The sequence below is a fragment of the Mycobacterium sp. ML4 genome (assembly GCF_054515735.1).
In genome coordinates this window covers 123458-146236 of the sequence record NZ_JBTNSY010000015.1, presented here as the reverse complement: position 1 = coordinate 146236, position 22779 = coordinate 123458, and the positions used below count along the sequence as shown (strand labels likewise).

Sequence of the window (22779 nt, the reverse complement as noted above, 5' to 3'; positions counted from 1 at the left end):
AAATGACGACGGAATCTCGCAAAGCGCTGGTGGAGCCGCAGTGCGTACTCGACGGCCGCTACGAACTCGGCCGAGTGCTGGGGCGCGGCGGCATGTCGGAGGTCCGTGAGGGCTGGGATCGGAAGCTGGGCCGCCCAGTGGCGATCAAGCTGCTGCAGTCGGGCCCGGGCGATGGTGAAGGTCCGCAGAGCCGGCTGCGCTTCGAGACCGAGGCGCGCGCCACGGCCGCGCTCAGCAGCCAGAACATCGTTGTGGTCCACGATGTCGGTGAGCACCGGGGGCTGCCCTTCATCGTGATGGAGCGTCTGCCCGGCGTGTCACTGGCCGACCACATCGCACGAGGACCGCTGCCACAACCCTTGGTCCAGACGGTTCTCGATGCCGTTCTCGCCGCGCTCACCGCGGCTCATGACGCCGGCATTCTGCACCGCGACGTCAAGCCAGGCAACATCCTGTTCACCGCCACCGGTGAGGCCAAGCTCGCCGATTTCGGCATCGCCAAGACGGCCGGCGGCGCGCACACCATGACCGGCCAGGTCGTCGGCACCATGGCTTACCTGAGCCCGGACCGGCTGGCCGGCAAACCGGCCACGCCGGCAGACGATCTGTATGCCGTCGGTGTGGTGGGTTACGAGGCCCTGACCGGCCGCAGGCCGTTTCCCCAGCAAGCATTCGGTGCGCTCGCGAACGCCATCCTGCATGAGTCGCCGCCGCCGATCGCCACCCTGCGCCCGGATGTACGACCGGTGCTGGCCGCAGTGTTCGAGCGAGCGATGTCGCGCCACCCAGAACAGCGGTTTCACAGCGCCGGCGCCATGCGCCAGGCGCTGAACAGCCCTGGACCCAACCCCGTTCGCCCTGCCACCCTGGTCATGCCGGCGCCGCCGGATGCCGGCACGTCCGATGCAACGCCACGATGCAAATTGTGGGCTGCGGCGATCGCTGCGGTGCTGCTGTTGGCCATCATGATGACGGCGTTGAATTCCGCGCCCTCAGCGCCGCCGCCGTCGCCGACCGGCGCGCCGTCGCCGGCGCCTGAGACGACCCTGGCACCGACGGCGGCCACCTTCCCCGGCAGCGCCCCGGTACCACCGCCGGCGCCACCACCGAGGGGCCACGGCAAGAAACCCAAAGGCGGCCCCGGCGACTGATCAGTCCGGCAGTCCGAACAACGCGACTACTTCATGATCACGGCCAGCCAGATAACCACCGTCGACCGCGATCGCCTGACCGGAGACGAACGAAGCGTCGCTGGACAGCAGGAACGCCGCCATCGCCGCAACCTCCTCCGGTCGTCCGAGCCGTTGCAAGGCATGTTCTCTGGTGATCGCGGCGCGTGGGCCCTCCATCCCCGGTATGCCGAAAACGCTTTCGGCAAGTGGTGTTTCGATGAAACCGGGACAGATCGCATTCGCCCGGATGCCGCTCGGGCCGTAGTCCAGCGCAATGTTCTTCGTCAGCAGCACGACCCCGCCCTTGGCCGCATTGTATGAACTTCCGCCCGCGGTTCCCTCCAACCCTTCGACGCTGGCCAGAGTCACGATTGACCCGCGCTCGCCGTCCACTCGTGGCTGAGCGATCATCTTGGCCAGCGCCGCCTTCGCGACCAGAAACGTTGCGGTGAGATTGATCCTGATGACCCGGTCCCATTCGTACTGGGGAAGCAGGTGCACCGGTCCGCCTCCGGCCACCCCCGCGGAATGGACCACCCCGTCCAACCTGTGGGGCACCGCCGCAAAGACCGCGGCCACCGCGATTTCGTCGCTGATGTCGGCGATCACGCCGTGGAATCGCGGACCCAGATCGGGAGGCGACACCAGGTCGGCGCCGACGACGCTGCCGCCCTCGTCCAGCAGCCGGCGGGCTGTAGCCAGCCCGATGCCCGATGCAGCGCCAGTGACCACAAAGGTGCGCCCATCGGCACGGTCAGCGGTCACCGACGCCCCTCGGTTGACCTGCCCACACGGCAGACCCCTCGGCAACCGTGTCGGACAGGTATGGCTAGTCCTACACCGCGACGGCGTCGGGAAAAGCGTCTTGGAAAGCTGAAATGCAGGCTCACAGCGGACTCACAAGCGCCTTTTCGCAAGCTCCCAGGATTGCGAGAAAATTCCACCGCAGCAGGGGCCGGGTGACCGACTCCATCAGCTTTCCTCCCGCATAAACCGGATGGGTGTAGTTGGTCAGCCAGTCGACATGGGTGCCGTCGCCGGACGGCGTGAAGGTCAGGGTGCCGCCCTCGTGGTTGAACGCCGGGACCGAGCGCACGATCAGATACGTGTAACTGTGCGGACGGTCGTAGGCGGTGATGTCCTCACGAAACCACATGCCTGTGCCGACCACCTCGCGAACGGCTCCGACACCGGGACCGCGAGTGTCCTGTGCCCACCCGGACTTCAAGACCAGCGGCGCCGTGCCCAGATTGACCGGATCGGCCAGCCAGTCGAAGACTTGCTCCACGGGAGCCGCGATCGTTCGCTGCACGTGAATCTCGACCATGAGATCTCATGCTAAACAACCCGCCGGGCGCGCAACCGGCCGCGCTCGGCGTCAACCTCGTACCGTCGGGCAGGTAACCGACGGTAGCCGGTCGCGGTGCATGATGAGCGCTATGACCACCGAACCGCTCGTCCAGCGCGACCCTGCCCAGACGACGGCGTACCGGCTCGCGGCGATGTTGCTCGGCGTAGGCTCCCTGCACTTTGTCGCCCCGAAGCCGTTCGACGACATCATCCCGGCCGAATTGCCTTTCAGCGCAAGGTTCTACACCTACGCATCGGGAGTGGCCGAGCTCGTCATCGGGGCGCTGCTGCTGCCACGCGGTACCCGTCGGGCCGCGGCGGCCGCGGCAGCGGCACTGTTCATCGGCGTCTACCCCGGAAACCTCAACATGGTTCGGCTGTGGTGGGACAAGCCGTGGCCGATGCGCATTATTGCGCTCGCGCGGCTACCGCTGCAGTTTCCGATGATCACCGCGGCGATCAAGGTCTACCGCAACAGCTGAGACAACGACTTTCTGCGGCTCGATGTCCGGCTCATTCATCACGTCAGGCCGGTGACAAAATCGATTAACTGCGAATGCGCAGTATCTTTTGCGAATGGCTGGACGCAACGCCTGTGATTTCGTAGCTCATACATGCGCGAGCGGTCTGCGCATGAGACGCAGAGCCAAGGGATGACGCATGAGACACCCGAAAATCACGCTGGCGCCCGCGGTCCTGCTCACACTCGCGAACGGATTCATGGACGCCCACACCTACCTGGAACTCGGCGGGGTGTTCGTCAATGTGCAAACCGCGAACATCATTTTGCTAGCGATCGACCTTGTTCAGCAGCAATGGGTCCTGGCGCTCGGCAAGCTCTGGCCGATCTGCGCTTTCATGACAGCCGTAGCGGTGGCTGCACACATAAAATCTGGACGCCTGGAAAAGGCTGTCTCGTATCCGCTGAGGTGGACGATGGGAATTCAGGTCGCATTCTTTGTCTTCGTCGGATTCCTCCCCGTGCGGATGGTCGCGAACGTCGTCATAGTCGCATTCGCGTTTCTGGCAGGTTCACAAATGAGCTGGTTCCGCAACGTCGATGACGTCACCTACCTGCCCGTGGCCAGCACAGGCAATCTGATGCGGCTTGTCGAAGCCGCCCACATGGGCTTCGTCGACGGCGACCGCGCCGCACGTCGGGCGTTTGCCGTCTACGCCTCGGTGGTCGGCGCGTTTTCGGTGGGTGCCTGCATCGGCGCGGCGGCCACCAATACCTGGGGGCACCACTGCGTCTTCATACCGGCGGGCATCCTCGCAATCGCACTGGTACGGATCTGGATCGACGAACACCCCGGAAAGATCGGCTAAAGCGGGGATCCGATGCGGTGCAGCGTGCCGTCCGGGTCGACGTAGGCGAATTCCCTTAGCCCGTAGGGCGTGTCATGCGGCGGATGCAGTCGCCCGCCCAGATCGGGCAGTGCCTTCCACTCCGCATACAGGCTATCGGCGTCGCTGACGTAAAAATAGACACTCGACGAGGTGCTCAGCGGGTCGTGCTCGGCCCATTCGGTGAGGTGCATCTGAACAGAACCACGGTCGACGAAGCCGTAGCGTTCGGGACCTGCGTAGCCGCGAGCGTCGAATCCGAGCCGCCGATAGCGGTCGAGGGCAGCTTCGAGGTTCCGCACCGGCACGATCGGTGCCACCGAGGTGAATGCGACGTCAGACATAACGGGAGTCTGTCACGTGATGCCGGCGACGGTTTGATAACCGCCGCCGATCAGCACATCGAAGACCGGTGTTGGACGCGGCATCGCCCGCAGCGGGATCGTTGTGGCAGTAACCCGCAGCGATCGTCGAGTCCCTTGAGGAGAATAAAATGCTTACGCAGACAAGCACACACGTCGCATCCCTGACTGACGCTGACATCGTCGAAGAGTCCGACCTCGGTTCGATCCGCCGCCTGACGGCCGACAACTTTCCTATCCTTCGGGGACTCTCGATCAAGCGGTTGGTGATCAACGCCGGGGCGATGCGGACGCCGCACTGGCACGCCAACGCCAATGAACTCACCTACTGCGTGTCGGGTACCGCGCTGGTCTCGGTGCTCGACACCGGCAGCCAGTTCGCCTCCTTCGTGGTGCGCGCGGGTGAGATGTTCCACATCGACTCCGGTTCGCTGCACCACATCGAGAACATCGGCAGCGACGTCGCCGAATTCATCATCGCGTTCCGCAGCGAACGACCCGAGGACTTCGGCCTGGGGGCGGCGTTCGGCGCGATGACCAACGCGGTACTGGGCAACACCTATGACCTGCCGGCGTCGGACTTCGCGGCGATGCGCCGCAGCACCACTGACCGCGTGCTGGCAGCCCGCGTCGGCGCGCCTGATGTGCCCGCCACGGCGTTCTTCAACGACCCGCACAAATTCGCGGTCGAGGCGATGACGCCGCCCGTCAGCATTGCGGTCGGCTCGGCCAGGACCGCGCGGATGCAGTTCTGGCCCGCACTCAAAGACCTGTCCATGTACTCGTTGCGCATTCGCGAGGACGGGATGCGCGAACCGCACTGGCACCCGATCACCGCGGAGATGGGTTACGTCAACCGCGGCTCGGCGCGCATGACCATCATGGGACCGGACGGCCAGTTGGACACCTGGTACCTGCGCCAGGGCGACGTGTACTTCATCCCCCGCGCGTACCCGCACCACATCGAGGTCGTCGACGCACCCGACATGCACTTCTGCATCTTCTTCGACCAGCCCACTCCGTGTGACATCGGCTACCGCAGCTCGGTGAGCGCCTACTCGCGCGAAGTGCTCGCAGCCACCTTCAACACCCACATCGAGGACCTACCAGACTTCCCGTTCACCAGGGCCGACCCGCTGATCGTCAACCGGCGCAACCCGCTGGACTTGCACTCGGTCAGGGAGTGACTGCGCGCGGCTCCAAGAATCCTCCAAGAATCCTCCAAGCGCCCGGCGAGAGCGTGTGGTTATCAAACCGAAACCAGGCGGCTACCCCGGCCAGGCTCGTCAAAGGGGGAAGGACATGACCGACACCGCGCAACGACTGCCGGCTACCACACGCGAACACCTCGCCGAGCTGGCTCCCCTGCTGGACACACTGGCAGCCGTCGCGGTACGCGGTGAACTTCCGGACGCGGAGTTGACAGCCCGCGCCACCGCGGCCCGGCCGGCGCTGTCGGCCCTGGCGGGTGATCCCCGGGACGGTGAGCCGTATTCGCGTTCCATCCTGCGGGTCGACGACCAGGTGGAGATCATGCTGGCCCGCTGGCGTCCGGGACACGGCTGCGCCCCACACGACCACGGCGGCGCGGGCGGCTTCGTCATCGCAATCGAGAGCACGTTCGACGAACGCCGGTTCGGCTGGGAGCAAACGCGGTTGACCGTCACCGAACAGCTTGTGCGCCAACAAGGTACGGCTATTGAGATCTCGCCGGAGGTGATTCACGACATGTCCGCCCCGGGCGGCGGGCTGTCCCTGCATCTCTACAGTCCGCCGCCGGCCGGCATGCGGGTGTTCGACCTGGAGCGGGCCGAGGTACTCGAACTTGTCGGCAATTACGGCGCGTGGATCCCGGCAGGCGAGCACCCGCGCCTCCCGTTCGCCGCTGCCGCACCGGGCAAGCCGGTGATCTGGGTGGCCCACACCACCCACTACCGGGGCGGTTCGGCCGAGTTCGCGGTCGCCGCAGCCACGATGGGCCGTGAACTGGCCGCCACACATCCCGACGCGCAGGTCGTTGTCTCCGGTCTGCACCGCAAGGCGGATTTCGAAGCCGAACTCGCCCGGTTCGCGTCGTCCGGCCGGGTGATCAGCCAGTTGCACCTGATCAGCCACTCGGGCATGTACGGCCCGATGTTCGGTTCGACGGACTGGCCCGAACAGTTCTCGCCGCACGAGTGGCGGGGCATGACGATCCCGTTTGCCGCAGACGGGCAGGCCCATTTTCACGCATGCCGGACGGCGCGCTGGCTCACGCCGTTCTTCGCCGAGGTGTTCGGCGTCGCCACGTTCGGCAACCACAACTACACCACCGTGTCCGCGCGTAAGGACCGGTTTGCGTGGGCGGGCCGTCGACCGGCGGCTCGCCCGAATCTTTATCTGATTGCCGCTCCGGGCAAGAAGTCACACGGCTGGGCCGGCAGCGTACGCAAGTATCTGGGGTGCAGCGCCGAGCCCATGGTCGAAAGCCGGCCCGCCGCAATGCAACAGGAGCGCTCCTATGATCGCGTGGCCGAACTCTACGACCGGGCCTACGCCGACATCCGCGTCAGGCAGGCCGAGTGGCGTTGGGTGGCCGGGCGCCTTGCCGAGACCCACGCCGGTCTGGGCCGCCGGGTGCGGGTGCTGGAAATCGGTTGCGGCAATGGGGCTTTGCTGCGCGCACTGGACGACAACGGCGATGTCGACTTCGCCGTCGGGGTGGACAGTTCGGCCGGGATGCTGGCCCGGGCGCGCGAGCGCAACCGCGACCGGGCGCGCCTGCGCTTCGGCAAGGTGAACGGTCCGGCACTCGACGTACCGGACAACCACGTCGATGTGGTGATCTCATTTCTGTCGTTCCGTTACCTCGACTGGGACCCGGTGATGGCCGAGATCCGACGCGTCCTGGCTCCCGGCGGCCGGTTGTGGGTTGTCGACATGGTCGAGCGACCGGCGCGGATACGGGACCTGCCCGTGCTGGCCCGATCGGCGGCCGCACACCTGCGTACCCGGCGAGAGCGTCCCCAGTTCGCCCTCGACCTCGCCACCCTGACCCATCACGCCGAATGGCGGAATATGCTGCGACACAACCCTATCCGCGCCGAGCACGAGTACCGCTGGTATTTCGGCAGCCGCTTTCCCGGCAGCCGGCTGCAGATGTTGACGGCGACAACGAAAGCCCGCGTGGTGGCATTCGATTCCGGTCCATTGGCAAAGGGGCAGATCACCCCGCTCTCCTACCCCTGATGGCCGCCAACACCGATGCCTGCCTGGGCATCATCGACTGGGGCATCGGCGGCGTGGGTCTGGTCAACGCACTGGACAGATTGGTTCCCGGGCTGCCGGTGGTCTACTGGTCCGACGCCGGGGCAACCCCGTACGGCCGGATGGGTGCCGACAAACTGAGCCACCGCCTGATGCGAGTGGTCACCGCCCTCGCCCAGCGCGGCGCGACGGAGGTGGTGTTGGCCTGCAACGCGGCCAGCACGGTGGTGGCCGAGTTGCGCGGGGCACCGGTGGTCGTCGAGGGCATCATCGCCCACGGTCTGGCTTCCGTCCCGGAAGACGTCACCTCGGTCGGTGTAGTGGGGGGGCAGCTCACCATCGACGCCGGGCCCTATCAGCGCGGACTGGCCAGGCCGGGACGCGTGGTGTTGCCCCGGGTTGCGCAACCGTTGTCGGCTCACATCGAGGCGGGCCGTACCGGCTCCGCACAGTTCCACGCCGACCTGGCCGGCATCGTCGCGCCGCTGCGGCGGGTAGGCGCCCTGGTACTGGCCTGCACGCACTACCCGGCGGCGAGTCGATGGTTCGCGGCCGCCCTGCCGAACGCGCTGCTCATCGATCCGGCCGACCACCTGGCCACGGCGATCGCCTACCGCTATCCGAAAGCGGCGCGGGCCACAGGCCCCGCCGACAAGGTTTTCCTGACTATGGGCGACCCGGATGCGATGCGGCGCAACGCCGCTCGCGCTTGGGGCACCTTGTTTACCACCCGAGCGGTCGGGCGACGGGACCGCGAAGCTCTGGCGTCTTAGGTGGCCGCGCGGGCCACGATGATCGGCGTGTGCACCGAATGCACCACAGCGTTGCTCACCGACCCCAGCAGCATTCTCGCGATCCCACCGCGCCCCCGGCTGCCGACGACCACCAGCTGGGCTGATCTCGAACGATCGATCAGCTCCTTGGCCGGCCGGTCACGAACCACGAGCCGCTGCACGGCTACATCGGGATACCGTTCCTGCCAGCCGGCCAGGCGCTCGGCCAGAATCTGCTCGGACTGCACCTCCAGCGCGGGCCAGTCCAGGCCGCCGACGTCGAGCATCTCGACGTCACTCCACGCGTGTAACGCGACCAGGTCGACGCCGCGGCGCGAGGCTTCGTCGAAAGCGATGCCTGTGGCGAGCTCAGAGGCGGAGGACCCGTCGACGCCCACCAGCACAGGCGCATCTTCAGCGCTGTCGGCGGCCGGTTCCCCCGGGACGATGGCGACCGGGCACGCTGCGCCCCGCAGCACGCCCGAGCTGACCGAACCCAGCAATACCCGCCCGACGGCGCCGCGCCCGTGGCTACCCACCACCACCATCTGCGCGTCCTCGGACAACTCGATCAGTGTCGGTATCGGTGGCGAGGACTTCAGCTCGCTGGTGATCTCGATGGCGCGCCCGGCCGAGTCACGGGCGAGCTTGACCGCCTGCTGGAGAACCTGTCGGCCGTCGTCCTCCTGCCATACCGCGACCCCGCCTGGCAACGGAATCTGCGGAAAGGTCGGCACGTATGCGCTCAGCATGTGGACCAATGTCAGCGGGACATTGCGCAGGGCCGCATCCCGAGCCGCCCAGGCCACCGCGGCATTCGACGCCGACGACCCGTCGACTCCGGCGACCAGCCCCCGCTTCGATGACGTCATTACGTTTCTCCTTAAGTCGGATACACGAAAACGCTATTGCGCGAGTGCTGCTCCGTCATGGGCCGTAGGTCCTCAACTACATGAACATCGGGTCTGCTCAGGGTGAACGATTAGTGGGCGGGCGGCTTGCGGTACAGAGCCGCACCTGCCACGACGCCCGCCCCGGCGGCGACGAACAATATCCGCTCTCCCGGCTTCAGGCCGGCGGCATACTGCTGGTATGCCGCCGCCAGCGCCGCCGTGTGCATCCGGTGATCGTCTGCGACACAGACCTTTTCCGCGGGAACGCCGAGCAGACCGCTCAGTGCCTCCCGATAGTCCCGGCGGGCAGGGGCGGCAACGATGACGTCGACGTCGGACAAGGAGACCCCGTTCAGCGTCAGACACGCACGTACCGCCTCGGCGGCCACCGCCGCGAACTTGTCGTCCGCGTCGGCCGACTGCCGGAACCGCAGGACGTTTCGGCCGTCTGCGAATCCTACTGTGGCCGAGGATGTCTCGAGGTCATGCAGGGCATCGCCGGCGTTGGCCCACGACACGCCGCTCAGACCGTAGTTTTCGTCGGTCCATCCGCACAGCAACGCCGCTCCGGTCGCCGAATAAGGGAAGTGCTCGCTCATCCCGTGGCCGGGGCCGGCGTCACTTGTCACCACCAGTGCGCGCTGCACACTGCGCGTGCGCAAGAACCCGTCGACGATTTGCAGCGCGGTCAACACACCGCAGGCGCCGTTGGCGACGTCGAACGAAAAGGTGCCGTGTGCGTCGGCGTGGGGGTCCTCCGGGTTGGCCCCGATGTCGTCCTGGATCAACGCGGCCAGCGCCGGCTCGCCCAGGTTGCGGTCGCGGTAGATGCCGGCGTTGACCACCAGATCCAGCTCGGCCGGTTCACATCCGGCCTGCCGCAGACAGTCTTTGGCCGCGGTGACGGCCAGGTGCAGCGCGCTGTGGCGTCCGCGCAACCGGGGGTGCGCAACGTCGACTCGATCAATCACTGTGCCCATAACGGCTCACCACATCCTCATCAAGGGTCAACAAGACCACGCCGATCTCCAGGCCGGACGCCAACGCCAGCAACGCCACCCGTTCGCCGGCCGCGATCCGGCCGGCTTCCAGTTCCTCGACGAGTGCCACCGTGTGGGTGGTCGACGCGGTGTTTCCGTACCGGTCGACGGTGATCACGGCATCGTGCTGAGGGCTGTCCCCGAAGGATTCCTTCATGCGCGTCATGCCTTTGCGGATGGCGCGTGCGGAGGTCTGATGGGTGATGACGTGGTCGATGTCATGGATGGAAATGCCTACAGCGTCCAGCACTTCGTGCAGCAGCAGCGGCGTGTCGGCTATCGCGGCCTTCTGGATGGCGCGCGAGTTGGTGAACATCCGCGCGCCCGGGTCATGCCCCTGTGGATACGCCAGGCAAAGCCGGCTGTAGTCGGCGACGGTGGTGAATCCGGCGAGTTCGATACCCGCCGAGCCGGCTGGGGCCCGTTCCAGCAAGAGCGCCGCGCCGGCGTCACCGAGCGTCAGAGACGCCAATTCCTTGCTCATGATGTTGCGGATGTGCTTGGCCGCGTTCTGGCTGAGCTGCGAGATGTATTCACCGCTGACCACCAGTCCGCGCCGCACGATGCCCTGACGGATCCAGTTGTTCAGGATCGTGACCCCGGTGAGCATCCCGGCGCAGGCATTGGACACATCGAAGGTCATCGCCTGGTGTGCCCCGACGTTGCGGGCCAGCGCACCACTCATCGTCGGCTCCAGCCACTGGGTGAGGCCGCCGCGGAATTTCGTGATGCTGCAGCTGATCACCACATCGATGTCCGCGGGATCCTGTTGCGCGATGGTAAGGCAGTTGAGTGCCGCCGAGGTGGCAAGGGACAACGAATCCTCCTCGCCGGTGGAGACCCGGCGTTCCCGGATGCCGGTCAACTTCTCCAGATCGATGTGAGTGCGGTGCCGCGTGGTGGCCATCAGATCGTCGGTGGTCAGCCGTGTCTCGGGCAGGTGCCGACCGGCGCCGGCCAGGCGGGCGACATAGGGGGTGCGTGCGCCTTGTCCGTCGGTTTCCATCACTAGCCAGTGCCGTGTCATGGTGATACCTCCTTTAGGTGCCGGGCTGTCAGGACCCGCGCGCGGATTCGGGCACCCAGCTGGTCAACGATCCCAGCCTTGCCCACCAGCTTCTGCATCCGCTGACACAACTCGGACAGGCGGGCGCTGTTGTCGCCCTTGCCAACGGCCTCTTCGGCATCGGTCAAGCACGACGCCGAAAGCTCGGCGAGGCAAGGGTTCTCTATTGTCATGCCGTTCCCTTTGAGCTCGTGTTCCGCACTGCATCGCGCCAGGCGTCAAGTGCCTGTGCCACAGAGGCTTTCAGAGGCTGCGAGGTGTCCATCCGATACGCCGAGCTCCACGCGTCGCGGCGCGCAGCCAGCGCCGCGGCGATCTCCGGAGTCGCATCGGAGTTTCCGGCCGCACGGTGTTCGATCCGGTCGGCGGTGGTTTGCACCGTTACGGCGCACAGTATTTCCACGATGCTCGAATGGCTTGCGCCGGCCAATCGGTGCGCCTGCGCACGCAGGCCCGGGTCCTGCCAGGTTCCGTCGAGAATCACCGACTGCCCGTCATCCAGGAGGCGGCGGGCCCGGCGCAGCACCGTCTGGTAGACGGCAACCACATTGTCCCGGCTGTACAGACCGGAGTCCAGCACGCCCGGCCCCCCGCAGATGGCACCAGACTCGCGCAGCTCCCGGCGCACGTCGTCTGTCGAGATCACCTGCGCCCCGACCTCTTCAGCGAGGGTGCGGGCTACGGTCGACTTTCCGCTGCCCGGATTGCCTCCGATGAGTGCCAGCCGGACTGCCCCGCAGGACAGATGCTCGACCGCGATCGCGAGGTGCCGCGCGGCATCGTCGGCACACTCCGGCTTACCCTGCCCGAAGCGGACGCAATCCACCTTGGCCCGCACCACCGCGCGGTAGGCGAGGTAGAAGTGCCGCAGTGACGGTGGCGCGGAGTCACCAGTCAGTGCGGTGTAGCGCGCGAGGAAAGACTCGCCGAGGTCTTTGCGGCCCAGGAACTCCAGATCCATGGCCAGGAACGCGGCGTCGTCGATGCGGTCGAGGTAGCGTAGTTCGTCGTCGAACTCCAGGCAGTCCAGCAGGGCGGGTTTGCCGTCGACCAGGAAGATGTCGTCGGCGAGCAGGTCGCCATGGCCATCGACGATGCTGCCCTCCTCGATGCGGCGTGCGAACAGCCGCCCACGCCCCGCGAGATATTCGGCGACAAGGTGCTCGACTCGAGCGATGGAGTTCTCGGTCATGCCGGGGATAGTGCTGAACTTGTGCAGTTCGGCAAGATTCGCGCTCCAGCGTCGGTCGACGGCGACCGCCGTCCCCTGTGCACTGATCACCGCACTGCGTTCAGCCCGGCCGTGGAATTCGGCCAGCACGCCGGCGACGGCATCCAAGGCGGCCGCCAGCAGCCCCGGTGACGCCTCGTGGCGCACCCGGTACGCCAGCCGGTCGCTGTTGCGGTACCGGCGCATGACAACGATCGGTTCGGCGGCCTCTCCGGCGGGGTCGGAAAGATGCGCCACCCCGAGGTACGACTCGGGTGACAGGCGGCGGTTGAGCTCGACTTCGCGCCGGCACGCATGCTCCCGCTGCTCGACGGTACGAAAGTCGAGGAAGTCGGTCAGCACAGGCTTTTTGGCCTTGTACACCCGCTCGCCGGCCAACACCACCACACCGGTATGCGTCTCCCGCATCTCCACAAACGGAGCGGCTTGCGAGCTGCAATCGTCCGACTCAGAAGACCGTTCGGCGGTGGTGGCGAACTCCATGACTACAGGCCGTCGATCGCGCTAGCCGGCCTGCACCGGTCGCGCCACGATCACCGGCGTGCTGACGGCATGGACCACCGCGTTGCTGACCGACCCCAGCAGCAGGGCGCCGACCGCACCCCGACCGTGGCTTCCGACCACCACGAGCTGAGCGGTTTGCGCCTGCTTGATGAGCTGACGCGCCGGTCGGTCACACTCGACCACGCGGTGTACCGAAACATCGGGGTACTGCTCCTGCCAGCCGGCCAGGCGTTCGGCCAGAATACGGTCCGCGTCTTGTTTGAACAGCGTCCAGTCCAGGCCTGGCAATTCGACCGCTTCGATGTCGCTCCACGCGTGAACGGCCTTCAGCGCGGCCCCACGACGGGATGCTTCGTCGAAGGCGATGGCCGTCGCGAGCTCCGACGCCGGCGATCCGTCGATTCCCACGACGACCGGAGCGCCTCCGGACGACTGGACGGCGGGATGGTCGTCACGGATGACGGCGACCGGACATCTGGCCCGGCGCACCACGCCCGAACTTACCGAGCCGAGCAGTCCCCGGCCCAGGGCCGAGCGTCCGTGACTTCCCACCACCACCATTTCGGCGTCCTCGGACAGCTGTATCAGGGCTGGGGCGGGGGGTGACCATTTCAGTTCACTCGCGATGGTGATGGGCCGGCCGGTACCGACGACGTCTTCGGCGACTTTGACCGCGTGCTGCAACACCCGGCGGCCTTCTTCATCGCGAGAGGTACCCATGCTCATCGACAATGGCATTTCCGGATACATAGGAACATTCGCGTTGACCATATAGGCCAGAGTCAGGGAAACATGGCGCATCGCGGCCTCGCGCGCCGCCCAGACGACGGCGGCGTTGGACGGATCCGATCCGTCGACCCCGGCAACGATGCCGCGACGGTTTTCCAGCGCATCCATTGCGTTCTCCCTCCGCTAGCGAAAACGCTACTGCGCGAACCGACCTGGGTCGTGGGGCTTTTGTCACCAAGTGCAGGGACGTGGGACCTTGATCGGGTATGCGACGGCTTCATCGCACTCAGCCTGTGGCATCGTCACACACGTGACCGAATGGCCCGCCACCATCGACCGGCGCTACCACGACGCGGTGATCCTGAATCTCGACGGAGTAGTTTCCGCCGCGGCGTCGGGCGGCTTCCGCGCCTCAGATTCCACCGGCCCGCTGCTGCGCCGCCTGCGCGACGCGGGCATCGCCACAGCCGCCTACTCGGCAAGCCCCGCCGGCGCTCAGTTGTCGTGCGGACCCATCGACGAACTCGTCGACGCGGCCGAGTTCCCCGATGAACACGACTCGGAGGTACTGACCCGCACGGCGGCACGACTGAAGGTCCGACCCGACCGATGCGCCGTCATCGAGCACGATCCAGCCGGAGTCCACGACGCCTGCGCGGCCGGTTTCAGCCTGGTCATCGGCCTCGACCACGGGAGTGAAGAACTCACGTCACACGGAGCCGACGCGGTGATCGCCGACCTCGCCGAGATCTCAGTGCGCAACGGGGACGCGCCGGTATCGACCATCACCGACGCCCTGACCGTCTACAGCCAGCTCAAAGAGCTGGTCACGGCCCGGCAACCCGTAATTTTTCTCGACTTCGACGGCACCCTGTCCGAGATCGTCGGACAGCCGGAATCGGCGACGCTGGCGCCCGGGGCCGCCGAAGCGTTGCGGGCGCTGACCCGGCAATGCCCTGTGGCGGTGATCAGCGGCCGCGACCTGGCCGACATCCGCGCCAAGATCGATGTCGAGGGCCTGTGGTTCGCGGGAAGCCACGGTTTTGAGCTCGTAGCGCCCGACGGCACACTGCACCAGACCGCTGACGCCGCCGCGTCGATCCGCACATTGGTCAGTGCCGCAACGCGTCTGGCGGACGAGCTGACAAACGTCCGCGGCACGATAGTAGAGCGCAAGCGGTTCGCGGTAGCCGTGCACTACCGCAACGCCGACCCCCAGGAGGTCGACACCGTGATCGCAGCGGTGCGCCGGCTCGGGCGTTCGAAAGGCTTGCATGTCTCGACTGGGCGCAAACTTGTCGAACTGCGTCCGAACATCCCCTGGGACAAAGGCAATACGCTGCACTGGATTCTGCGACACCTCGCCGGCGACCCGGATTCACGGTCAGCCACCACCCTTCCGATCTTCATCGGCGATGACATCACCGACGAGGACGCGTTCGATGCGATCCGCTTCGACGGCGTCGGGATCGCGGTCCGTCAAACCGAAGGCGGTGACCGCCTTTCGGCTGCCACCTTCAGCCTGGAAAATCCCTGTGCCGTCACCGAATTCCTGCAAAGACTGGCCGGGGACCTGAAGGAGGAGGCTGCGGCTCCCCCAGACGCCTGGGAACTGGTCTACGACCATTACGACCCGGACACCGAGCGTCTGCGTGAAACGCTGTGCACCGTCGGCAACGGCTATGTCGCCACCCGCGGCTGTGCCGCCGAGGCCCCGGCAGGCCGGCACCACTACCCCGGTACCTACGCCACCGGCGTCTACAACATCCTGGCCGACCAGATCGCCGGCCGGACCATCGAGAACGAGAGTCTGGTCAATCTGCCCAACTGGCTGCCGTTGACCCTGCGCATCAATGGCGGGCCGTGGTTCGACGTGGACAATGCCGAGTTGCTGTTCTACCGGCAGACTTTCGACCTGCGTCACGCGACGCTGACGCGACGGCTTTGTTTTACCGACGGCGCCGGCCGCATAACGACCCTCGATCAGCAGCGGTTCGCGTCGATGCACGATCCGCACATCCTGGCGATGCGGACCACCGTGCATGCCGAAAACTGGTCGGGCACGGTCGAGTTCAGGTCACTGCTGGACGGCACCGTGCGCAACACCATGGTGGACCGCTATCAATCGCTGTCCGGCACACACCTCACCGCTGCGGTAATCGAGGAGGTCGCGTCCAATGCGGTGGTGTTATGCACCGAGACGTCGCAGTCCCGCATCGCGATCGCGGTCGCGGCACGCAACACCGTCTGGCGCGGCGACACGCCGGCCGAGGCGAACTATACGGCGATTCACGACCACGGCCGCGGGGGTCATGACATCGAAGTCCCATTGTCCGCCGGTCAGCCGGTCACCCTGGAAAAGGTCGTGACCATCTTCACCGGCCGCGACGCCGCGATCGCCGAACCCGCAAGCGCCTCGCGGCAGACCCTCGAGTCAGCCGGCCGCTACGCCGACCTGCACCGTCCGCATGCCAGGGCGTGGGCCAGACTTTGGGAGCAGTGCAACGTCGGCCTCAGTGACGGCGAGGATGAACTGCGAATCCTGCGGCTGCATCTGGTGCACGTGCTGCAGACAATCTCGCCCCACAGCGCCGAGCTCGACGCCGGAGTCCCGGCTCGGGGATTGCACGGCGAGGCCTACCGCGGGCATGTGTTCTGGGATGCGTTGTTCATCTCACCAGTGCTGAGCCTGCGAATGCCGAATGTGTCGCGTTCCCTGTTGCTCTACCGCTATCGGCGCCTGCCGCAAGCTCGCCGGGCGGCCCACCGGGCGGGCCATCTCGGCGCCATGTTCCCGTGGCAGTCGGGCAGCGATGGGCGTGAGGTGAGCCAGGAAGTCCACCTCAACCCGCAGTCCGGCCGCTGGGTTCCCGACGCCAGCGCGCGCGCCCACCACGTGGGTCTCGCGGTCGCCTACAACACCTGGCAGAACTACCAGGTGAGCGGGGACCGCCAGTTCCTGGTGGACTACGGGGCCGAGATGTTGGTCGAGATCGCGCGATTCTGGGTGGGGCTGGCCCACTTTGACGCCGGCCTCGGCCGGTACACCATCCGTGGCATCATCGGTCCGGACGAGTTCCACTCCGGTTATCCGGGCCGGGAGTACGACGGGATCGACAACAACGCCTACACCAACGTCATGGCGGTCTGGGTCATCCTGCGCGCGATGGAAGCGCTGGATCTGTTGCCGCTGCGGGACCGCCTCGAACTCGTCGCGAAGCTTGGCCTGACCACCCAGGAGCGAGAACGCTGGGATCACGTGAGCCGTCGCATGTTCGTGCCGTTCCACGATGGTGTGATCAGTCAGTTCGAAGGGTATTCCGAACTGGCCGAGCTGGATTGGGAGGGTTACCGGCAGCGGTACGACAACATCCAGCGACTCGACCGGATCCTGGAAGCCGAGAACGACACCATCAACAACTACAAGGCCTCCAAGCAGGCGGACGCGCTGATGTTGTTCTACCTGCTTTCGTCGGAGGAGTTGCTCGGTCTGTTCGGCCGACTCGGCTACCACTTCGCTCCCGAGCAGATTCCCAGGACCGTCGACTATTACCTGGCGCGGACCTCCGACGGGTCGACGTTGAGCGCGGTCGTACACTCCTGGGTGTTGGCGCGCGCCAACCGCGCCAACGCGCTCGAGTACTTCCAGAAGGTGCTCGATTCCGACGTCACCGATATTCAGGGCGGTACCACCTCGGAAGGAATCCACCTCGCGGCCATGGCGGGCAGCATCGATCTGCTGCAGCGGTGTTTCACCGGCCTGGAGACTCGCGACGACCGGCTGATCCTGAGCCCGCAGTGGCCAGAAAGCCTTGGCCCGATTGAGTTTCCGTTCATGTACCGGGGCCACCGGCTGCATCTGCAGATCAGCGGGCGAAGTGCGGCCCTGACCGCCGAATCCGGCGGCACCGGTCCCATCGAGGTCGAATGCCGGGGCCGCGTCCATCAATTGCGGCCGGGCAGCACGATCGAAGTCGGATAGCTTCGCTCGGTGCCTGGATACCTTCGCTCAGTGCCGGACCAGCAGCACTGAGCAGTCCGGATACCCCAGGATCGGGTGGCAGTTCGGGGTGGCCAATCCGGGCAGCGCCGAGGCCTCGGACTCGCCGACGATGGCGAGATCGATCGCGCTGCCGTGTTTCTCACCGGCTCGGGTGCCGGTGCCTGAGGCAACGATCTGCACGGGCACGTCAGGGTAGCGGCGCACCCAGCTGTCCAGGCGGCGGTCGATCTGACGCACGATCGCGTGCCGGCGTCGCCCCTCCTCCATGGCCAGTCGCACCACTTCGTCGTTGCCGGGTTCGTCGTTGAGGACGACGGCGATCACCCCGACCTGGGTGGGTGAGCCGTCAGGATTGGTGCGGATCACCGCAACCGGGCAGTGCGCGTGCGTGACCAGCGCGGCGGCCGTGGGGCCCAGCAAGCCGTCAGTGGCCCAGCCCCGCCGCGAGGTGCCCACGCACACCAGGGCCGCGTCCTGCGATGCGTTGATCAAGGCTTGTCCCGGGTCTCCGGAGAGCACCGCGGTTTCGATTTCCACCGGCTTGTCCTGCGCCTTGGCCTCGCTGAGGACAGCGCTCTCGGCCTGTGCCAGCACCATCTCGGCGCGCTCGAGTTCCCACTCGGACGCCTCCGCCGACCCCGCATGCTCGTTCTTGCGTGTGATGACATAGACGAGCCGAAGCGGCATCTGCCTGCTCAAAGCCTCATCGATCGCCCATTTGGCGGCGTTGACGGCGGCTTGCGAGCCGTTGACACCCACTACCACCGACTTCGCGTCCAGCTCGCTCATGCCGGGCTCCTGACTTCGTCGTTCACTATCAATCTATTGCGCACCCGGTCATTTACGCAGGGGCCGTTCGGCCTGAGTTTGCAATGCCCTTCGTCCCCCCGGCAGGCCCGCCAACGTCCACGGGCTCGCCGGTCAGCTCGAAAAGACGTTCCGCGTCGGCCCGCTGGCACACCGCGGTGCCGGGCGTCAGCAACATCGCCGCGCCCGCCGCGATTCCCAACCGCACGGATTTGGCGATCGGCCATCCGCGGGTCAAGCCGACGGCGATGGCGGCCACCATCGCGTCACCGGCGCCCACGCCACTGCCACGCTCCATCGGAACCGCTGCAAATCGCTGGCAGGTGTGCGCGGTGGCCAGCAGTGCACCCGCCGAACCCAACGACACCACCACGATCTCGGCGCGACCGCTGTCCACGAGTTCTCGCGCGGCCGCGACTTGGTCTGCCTCGGTTGCCAATTCGCGTCCCACGCATTCGCGCAGTTCTCGCGCGCTCGCCTTGAGCAGGAAGACCCCCGACGAGACGCCGTGCAGGCCGCCACCGGAGGTGTCCAGGATGAGGTGGGCGCCAACATCGCGCGCGACGTCGGCCACGCGCTGGTAGAAGTCAGCAGGGACCCCGGGCGGCAGGCTACCACTGGCCACCACGAATTCAGCCGAGCGTGCCGCCATCCGCAGCTCCTGCAGGCACCGGTCCTGTTCGGCGCGGCTCAGCACCGGTCCGGGCAGCACGAACCGGTACTGGCGGCCGGTGCTGGTCTCGTTGACGGTGAAGCTCTCCCGGGTGCAGCCGACGATCGGGATTTCGCCGAACGGCACGCCCGCATCGCTGAGCAGTTTGGTCAGCAGTCCGCCGTGTGACCCTCCCGCCGGCAACACCGCGAACGCCGACCCGCCGAGTACGTGGGCTATCCGTGCGACATTCACCCCCCCGCCGCCCGGGTCGTAACGCGTTGCGCTGCAACGTATCTTACTGGTGGGTTGCACCACGTCCACGCTGGTGGTGATATCGAGCGCGGGATTCATCGTCAACGTGACGATCCGCGGTAGCCCCGGTGCGAAACCGGCGTGCATGGTGAACTCCGCTCGTCAGTGTGGACTCTGGGTGGGCACTAGAGACCGCTGGGATAGGTCTCGGGCGTCTCGCCCGCGATCCACACGCTCGTCGTCTCGAGGGGCTCCAGCGCACGGGTCGTGTCGATATGGATCATCGCGTCGAACTGATCGCCGGGCCGGACGTGGAAGTAGTGACTCTGCCGCTCGGTCGTGGGCTGATAGATCACTCCGATGGCGCGGCCCAACCGAACGGCCGACAACGGCTCGGCCGCCTTTTCGTTGATCCGCGACGACACCAGGAACGCGTCCTTGCCGGTCTGATGGAACAGGTCTTCGACGCTGCCGGGAAGCGCCGGCCTGACCACTTTGCGTTCGGCGATGCCGCCCCATTCGCTGGCCGCCGTCACCGTACCCGAGTAGGTGCTCAGGCCGATCAGGCGCGCGTCGCCGTGGTAGCGCTGCCGGGCGAGTTGCCCGAGCGTGAGCTGGCCGTCGGCCCACACCTCGGTCGCGGTGGCGTCGCCGACATGGGAATTGTGGGCCCACACCACAATTCGTGCAGGCGGGCCGCCACCGCGGCGATCCAGGTGCTTCAACAGTGCTTCGAGGGACTGCGCCATATGCTTGTCCCGCAGATTCCACGAGGAGACCCGGCCGCTGAACATCGAACGGTAGTAGACCTCGGCGTCGCGGACGGTTTGCGCGTTCTGCTGGGCATAGAACAACTCGTCTTCGGCGAGCATGCCGTCGGCGCGCAGATAGTCGAGCGCGTTGCGCTGCAACTCGACCAACTGCTCGATCGCCTGGCGTTCGCACTTCGGTCCGGCGCCGAACGCCGCCTTGTAACCGTATGCCTGCCCGTCGTCGCCCGCGGGGTGGTCGAAGCATGCGTACCGGATCCGGGCCCGAACCGCCGCCGCGGGATCCACTGTCTCGAGGTAGGCGATCACCTCGTGCATCGACCTGTGCAGGCTGTAGAGATCGAGCCCGTAGAACCCGGCCTGCCGCTTCCCGCGCTGGTTGTGCTCGCGCAGCCAGTCGGTAAAGTCGCGAAGGACGGTGTTGCGCCACATCCACGCCGGGAAGCGCTCGAAACCGCTGAGCGCCTGCTCGGCCGTGGTGTCCTTGCCCAGGCCGCGAACATAGCGGTTGACCCGGTAGGCGTCGGGCCAATCCGCCTCCGCCGCAACGGCGCAGAAGCCCTTCTCCTCGATCAGCCACTTCGTGATGGCCGAACGCGCCTCGTAGAACTCGTGAGTGCCGTGGGAGCTCTCTCCGATCAGGACGATCCGTGCGTCGCCGATGATCTCTTCGAGAGCTTCGCGCGGCGGAATCCCTTGTGGCGCATCGATGGCCACGTCGGCGATCATCTCGGCCGCCGTCGGTACCGCGGTTTTGATCAGGGTGAGCCCCGTGGTGGGCTTGGCCAGCAGTTCGCGCACCTCTTCGTCACTGACCTGACGGAAGTCCCAGAATGACTCTCCCACAGCGAGAAACGGTGTGGGCATCGACGCGCAGACCACCTCGTCGACCAGGCCGGCGAATTCCCGGCAGGTCGATTCCGGAGCGGCGGGCACAGCGATCACGATGTGCTCCGGCTCGGCGTCGCGCAACGCCTGTACGGCCGCGAACATGCTTGCGCCGGTGGCCAATCCATCGTCGACGAGGATCACCGTCCGGCCGGCCACCTCCACCGGCGGGCGACCCCCCCGATAGGCGGCCTCGCGCCGGACCAGTTCGCGGCCCTCCCGTTCGACGATGTCGCGAAGTTGCGCGGACGTGATCCGCAGACCGCGCAGCACGTCGTCGTTCACCACGACACGACCACCGCTGGCCAGTGCGCCGACGGCGAATTCCTCATGACCCGGGGCACCCAACTTGCGCACGATGAACGCGTCCAGCGGGGCGTGCAGCGCGGCCGCCACCTCCCACGCCACGGGCAAGCCGCCGCGTGCCAGACCGAGCACGATGACGTTCGGGTTGTCGCGGTAGGCGCCCAACAGGTTTGCCAGCACCTGGCCGGCTTCGCGGCGGTCGCGGAATACCCGCCGTGGTGCGGGCCCGGCGGCCTCGGCTGCACTGGTCATGACTTACTCCTCATCCTCATATCGCCCCGGCGACTTACATTCCGCTGCGGCAATGCTTCATTCGACCAATCCCCCGGCACCGGCGGTAGGGACCGAAGTCCCAGCTGAGGTGTAAAGAGGCGCATTTGTCCGGCTCAGCCGACGACCTCGAGCACCTCACCCAGCGGCCGCCGCGGCGTCGCCGCCGGTATCGGACCCGACGGTGAGATGCCGACCCGGATCAGAACCTGCGGAACGGCCGCGCGACCCTCGGTGAGCTCCCGCAGGATGTCACGACCTGGCTCCAGTTCCGTTGCGTGCGTGATCGGGCAGGTGGCCAGTCCGGCCGCCGTGCACTCCAGCAGCACGGCCGAGAGCGCCTCCCCGCAGTTCAACGCATCTGCTCGGGTGTCCTCGGCCGTCGACAACAAAACGATCTTCGCCTGATCGTGTCTGCTTCCGCCGCCGTGCTCCGTTTCTGCGGCGGTGGGGAACTCGCGATCGATGCCGACAGCCCGGGCCTCCGCCTCGGACACGATTGCATCCTGGGGAATCCCTTCGTGTTCCCGGGAAAATGCTGTCCACCAACTTAATTCGTGATGGTAACTGTCGTCGTAACGGCGCAGGGCCTCGCTGAGCCGAGTGGCATCCGCCAGCCGTGGCCGCGCCTCGTCATCCAGGACTTCGAGACCGACCAGCTCCTGGTCGACGCAGTTGCGTAGCAGCGGCTGCAGTGACGGCCAGTCGTTGGGTGCGCGGAACGGGCGTCGGTCGGTGCGCCGGACCTTGATCGCGTTGGCACGATCGCGCCGCGCCCTGCCGACGTATGCCATCGGGGTGAAGTCCACCGCGGCAAGATGGTCGAGGTTGTTCGGGTTGGGGAATCGGTCGACGTGGCTGTCCCAACCGGCGGCGGCCATCGCGACACGCAGGTGGTCGAGTGCGGCGCCGCAGCTCAGGATCGCCTCACGGCCCGAGCTGTCGGTCGCGGTCACGATCCGGGACGGGTCGACGAACAGGTCAATGGTCGCGCCTTTGACCACCCAGCGCCATGGCTGGGTGTTGTGCAGCGAAGGAGCGTGACACGCCAGCTCCACCGCGCTTGTGATCACCGCAGGCTCGACCAACGTTCGGGTCATCGCACTCACCTCTCT

The 22779-nt window shown here is 66.5% G+C and carries 20 protein-coding genes; 7 read left to right on the top strand and 13 right to left on the bottom strand.

The features are described from left to right. Positions 1-2 precede the first annotated feature (2 nt). Positions 3-1151, top strand: coding sequence for a serine/threonine-protein kinase (locus tag ACX9NE_RS18335; protein WP_459363943.1), 1149 nt, complete (start codon positions 3-5; stop codon positions 1149-1151). On the opposite strand, the gene ACX9NE_RS18330 is transcribed toward ACX9NE_RS18335, so the two are convergent. After that, positions 1152-1937 carry an SDR family NAD(P)-dependent oxidoreductase gene (locus tag ACX9NE_RS18330; protein ID WP_459363942.1) on the bottom strand — a complete coding sequence of 262 codons (786 nt, stop codon included), beginning with the start codon at positions 1935-1937 and terminating at the stop codon, positions 1152-1154. A 121-nt stretch (positions 1938-2058) separates the two neighbouring features. Continuing rightward, positions 2059-2499, bottom strand: coding sequence for an SRPBCC family protein (locus ACX9NE_RS18325; protein WP_459363941.1), 441 nt, complete (start codon positions 2497-2499; stop codon positions 2059-2061). Between the two features lie 112 nt (positions 2500-2611). On the opposite strand from ACX9NE_RS18325, the gene ACX9NE_RS18320 reads away from it, so the two are divergent. Both ACX9NE_RS18320 and ACX9NE_RS18315 read left to right on the top strand, forming a co-directional pair. Then, positions 2612-3004: a DoxX family protein gene (locus ACX9NE_RS18320; RefSeq protein WP_459363940.1), complete on the top strand. Its 393-nt coding sequence runs from the start codon at positions 2612-2614 to the stop codon at positions 3002-3004. A gap of 178 nt (positions 3005-3182) precedes the next feature. Beyond that, on the top strand, positions 3183-3851 hold the full coding sequence (locus ACX9NE_RS18315; protein WP_459363939.1) for a YoaK family protein: 669 nt from the start codon (positions 3183-3185) through the stop codon (positions 3849-3851). Here ACX9NE_RS18315 and ACX9NE_RS18310 read toward each other — a convergent pair. Then, on the bottom strand, positions 3848-4213 hold the full coding sequence (locus ACX9NE_RS18310; RefSeq protein ID WP_459363938.1) for a bleomycin resistance protein: 366 nt from the start codon (positions 4211-4213) through the stop codon (positions 3848-3850). The genes ACX9NE_RS18315 and ACX9NE_RS18310 overlap by 4 nt on opposite strands. Before the next feature lie 149 nt (positions 4214-4362). Here ACX9NE_RS18310 and ACX9NE_RS18305 point away from each other — a divergent pair, with 149 nt between their 5' ends. The 3 genes from ACX9NE_RS18305 (at position 4363) to ACX9NE_RS18295 (ending at position 8250) form a co-directional block, all read left to right on the top strand. After that, complete coding sequence (locus tag ACX9NE_RS18305) at positions 4363-5418, top strand: cupin domain-containing protein (protein WP_459363937.1); 1056 nt, start codon at positions 4363-4365, stop codon at positions 5416-5418. A gap of 115 nt (positions 5419-5533) precedes the next feature. Then, positions 5534-7459 (top strand): methyltransferase domain-containing protein, encoded by a 1926-nt coding sequence (locus ACX9NE_RS18300; RefSeq protein WP_459363936.1) that lies wholly within the window; start codon positions 5534-5536, stop codon positions 7457-7459. After that, on the top strand, positions 7459-8250 hold the full coding sequence (locus ACX9NE_RS18295) for a glutamate racemase (protein ID WP_459363935.1): 792 nt from the start codon (positions 7459-7461) through the stop codon (positions 8248-8250). The genes ACX9NE_RS18300 and ACX9NE_RS18295 overlap by 1 nt, the downstream gene beginning before the upstream one ends. Here the strand turns inward: ACX9NE_RS18295 and ACX9NE_RS18290 are convergent. The 6 genes from ACX9NE_RS18290 to ACX9NE_RS18265 all read right to left on the bottom strand — a co-directional run bounded on the left by ACX9NE_RS18290 (position 8247) and on the right by ACX9NE_RS18265 (position 13881). Continuing rightward, positions 8247-9122: a universal stress protein gene (locus ACX9NE_RS18290; RefSeq protein ID WP_459363934.1), complete on the bottom strand. Its 876-nt coding sequence runs from the start codon at positions 9120-9122 to the stop codon at positions 8247-8249. The two genes, ACX9NE_RS18295 and ACX9NE_RS18290, sit on opposite strands and share 4 nt — an antisense overlap. Before the next feature lie 110 nt (positions 9123-9232). Beyond that, complete coding sequence (locus ACX9NE_RS18285; protein ID WP_459363933.1) at positions 9233-10123, bottom strand: 3-oxoacyl-[acyl-carrier-protein] synthase III C-terminal domain-containing protein; 891 nt, start codon at positions 10121-10123, stop codon at positions 9233-9235. Then, positions 10107-11210 carry a 3-oxoacyl-ACP synthase III family protein gene (locus ACX9NE_RS18280; protein ID WP_459363932.1) on the bottom strand — a complete coding sequence of 368 codons (1104 nt, stop codon included), beginning with the start codon at positions 11208-11210 and terminating at the stop codon, positions 10107-10109. Before ACX9NE_RS18280 ends, ACX9NE_RS18285 begins: the two co-directional genes overlap by 17 nt. After that, positions 11207-11422, bottom strand: coding sequence for a hypothetical protein (locus tag ACX9NE_RS18275; RefSeq protein ID WP_459363931.1), 216 nt, complete (start codon positions 11420-11422; stop codon positions 11207-11209). Before ACX9NE_RS18275 ends, ACX9NE_RS18280 begins: the two co-directional genes overlap by 4 nt. Beyond that, entirely contained in the window at positions 11419-12888 is a 1470-nt protein-coding gene (locus ACX9NE_RS18270) for a bifunctional aminoglycoside phosphotransferase/ATP-binding protein (protein WP_459363930.1), read from the bottom strand. The genes ACX9NE_RS18275 and ACX9NE_RS18270 overlap by 4 nt, the downstream gene beginning before the upstream one ends. Before the next feature lie 96 nt (positions 12889-12984). Continuing rightward, entirely contained in the window at positions 12985-13881 is an 897-nt protein-coding gene (locus ACX9NE_RS18265; RefSeq protein WP_459363929.1) for a universal stress protein, read from the bottom strand. Positions 13882-14023: 142 nt separating this feature from the next. Here ACX9NE_RS18265 and otsB point away from each other — a divergent pair, with 142 nt between their 5' ends. Further along, complete coding sequence (otsB, locus tag ACX9NE_RS18260; RefSeq protein ID WP_459363928.1) at positions 14024-17695, top strand: trehalose-phosphatase; 3672 nt, start codon at positions 14024-14026, stop codon at positions 17693-17695. Between the two features lie 27 nt (positions 17696-17722). Here otsB and ACX9NE_RS18255 read toward each other — a convergent pair whose 3' ends face one another. The 4 genes from ACX9NE_RS18255 to ACX9NE_RS18240 all read right to left on the bottom strand — a co-directional run bounded on the left by ACX9NE_RS18255 (position 17723) and on the right by ACX9NE_RS18240 (position 22764). After that, positions 17723-18505: a universal stress protein gene (locus ACX9NE_RS18255; RefSeq protein ID WP_459363927.1), complete on the bottom strand. Its 783-nt coding sequence runs from the start codon at positions 18503-18505 to the stop codon at positions 17723-17725. 52 nt (positions 18506-18557) lie between these two features. Further along, the gene (locus tag ACX9NE_RS18250; RefSeq protein ID WP_459363926.1) at positions 18558-19577 is read right to left on the bottom strand and encodes a 1-phosphofructokinase family hexose kinase; all 1020 of its coding nucleotides are present in this window, start codon (positions 19575-19577) and stop codon (positions 18558-18560) included. A gap of 38 nt (positions 19578-19615) precedes the next feature. Beyond that, complete coding sequence (locus tag ACX9NE_RS18245) at positions 19616-21646, bottom strand: erythromycin esterase family protein (RefSeq protein WP_459363925.1); 2031 nt, start codon at positions 21644-21646, stop codon at positions 19616-19618. 134 nt (positions 21647-21780) lie between these two features. Further along, positions 21781-22764 carry an Acg family FMN-binding oxidoreductase gene (locus ACX9NE_RS18240; protein ID WP_459363924.1) on the bottom strand — a complete coding sequence of 328 codons (984 nt, stop codon included), beginning with the start codon at positions 22762-22764 and terminating at the stop codon, positions 21781-21783. Positions 22765-22779 lie beyond the last annotated feature (15 nt).

Excerpts from the sequence above, each read along its gene's own strand:
- ACX9NE_RS18300 (WP_459363936.1), top strand. The coding sequence starts at position 5,534 with ATGACCGACACCGCGCAACGACTGCCGGCTACCACACGCGAACACCTC.
- ACX9NE_RS18285 (WP_459363933.1), bottom strand. The coding sequence starts at position 10,123 with ATGGGCACAGTGATTGATCGAGTCGACGTTGCGCACCCCCGGTTGCGC.
- ACX9NE_RS18320 (WP_459363940.1), top strand. The coding sequence starts at position 2,612 with ATGACCACCGAACCGCTCGTCCAGCGCGACCCTGCCCAGACGACGGCG.
- ACX9NE_RS18295 (WP_459363935.1), top strand. The coding sequence starts at position 7,459 with ATGGCCGCCAACACCGATGCCTGCCTGGGCATCATCGACTGGGGCATC.
- ACX9NE_RS18290 (WP_459363934.1), bottom strand. The coding sequence starts at position 9,122 with ATGACGTCATCGAAGCGGGGGCTGGTCGCCGGAGTCGACGGGTCGTCG.
- ACX9NE_RS18240 (WP_459363924.1), bottom strand. The coding sequence starts at position 22,764 with ATGACCCGAACGTTGGTCGAGCCTGCGGTGATCACAAGCGCGGTGGAG.
- ACX9NE_RS18270 (WP_459363930.1), bottom strand. The coding sequence starts at position 12,888 with ATGCGGGAGACGCATACCGGTGTGGTGGTGTTGGCCGGCGAGCGGGTG.
- ACX9NE_RS18250 (WP_459363926.1), bottom strand. The coding sequence starts at position 19,577 with ATGCACGCCGGTTTCGCACCGGGGCTACCGCGGATCGTCACGTTGACG.
- ACX9NE_RS18305 (WP_459363937.1), top strand. The coding sequence starts at position 4,363 with ATGCTTACGCAGACAAGCACACACGTCGCATCCCTGACTGACGCTGAC.
- ACX9NE_RS18280 (WP_459363932.1), bottom strand. The coding sequence starts at position 11,210 with ATGACACGGCACTGGCTAGTGATGGAAACCGACGGACAAGGCGCACGC.
- ACX9NE_RS18245 (WP_459363925.1), bottom strand. The coding sequence starts at position 21,646 with ATGACCAGTGCAGCCGAGGCCGCCGGGCCCGCACCACGGCGGGTATTC.
- ACX9NE_RS18275 (WP_459363931.1), bottom strand. The coding sequence starts at position 11,422 with ATGACAATAGAGAACCCTTGCCTCGCCGAGCTTTCGGCGTCGTGCTTG.
- ACX9NE_RS18265 (WP_459363929.1), bottom strand. The coding sequence starts at position 13,881 with ATGGATGCGCTGGAAAACCGTCGCGGCATCGTTGCCGGGGTCGACGGA.
- ACX9NE_RS18310 (WP_459363938.1), bottom strand. The coding sequence starts at position 4,213 with ATGTCTGACGTCGCATTCACCTCGGTGGCACCGATCGTGCCGGTGCGG.
- ACX9NE_RS18255 (WP_459363927.1), bottom strand. The coding sequence starts at position 18,505 with ATGAGCGAGCTGGACGCGAAGTCGGTGGTAGTGGGTGTCAACGGCTCG.
- ACX9NE_RS18335 (WP_459363943.1), top strand. The coding sequence starts at position 3 with ATGACGACGGAATCTCGCAAAGCGCTGGTGGAGCCGCAGTGCGTACTC.
- ACX9NE_RS18325 (WP_459363941.1), bottom strand. The coding sequence starts at position 2,499 with ATGGTCGAGATTCACGTGCAGCGAACGATCGCGGCTCCCGTGGAGCAA.
- ACX9NE_RS18315 (WP_459363939.1), top strand. The coding sequence starts at position 3,183 with ATGAGACACCCGAAAATCACGCTGGCGCCCGCGGTCCTGCTCACACTC.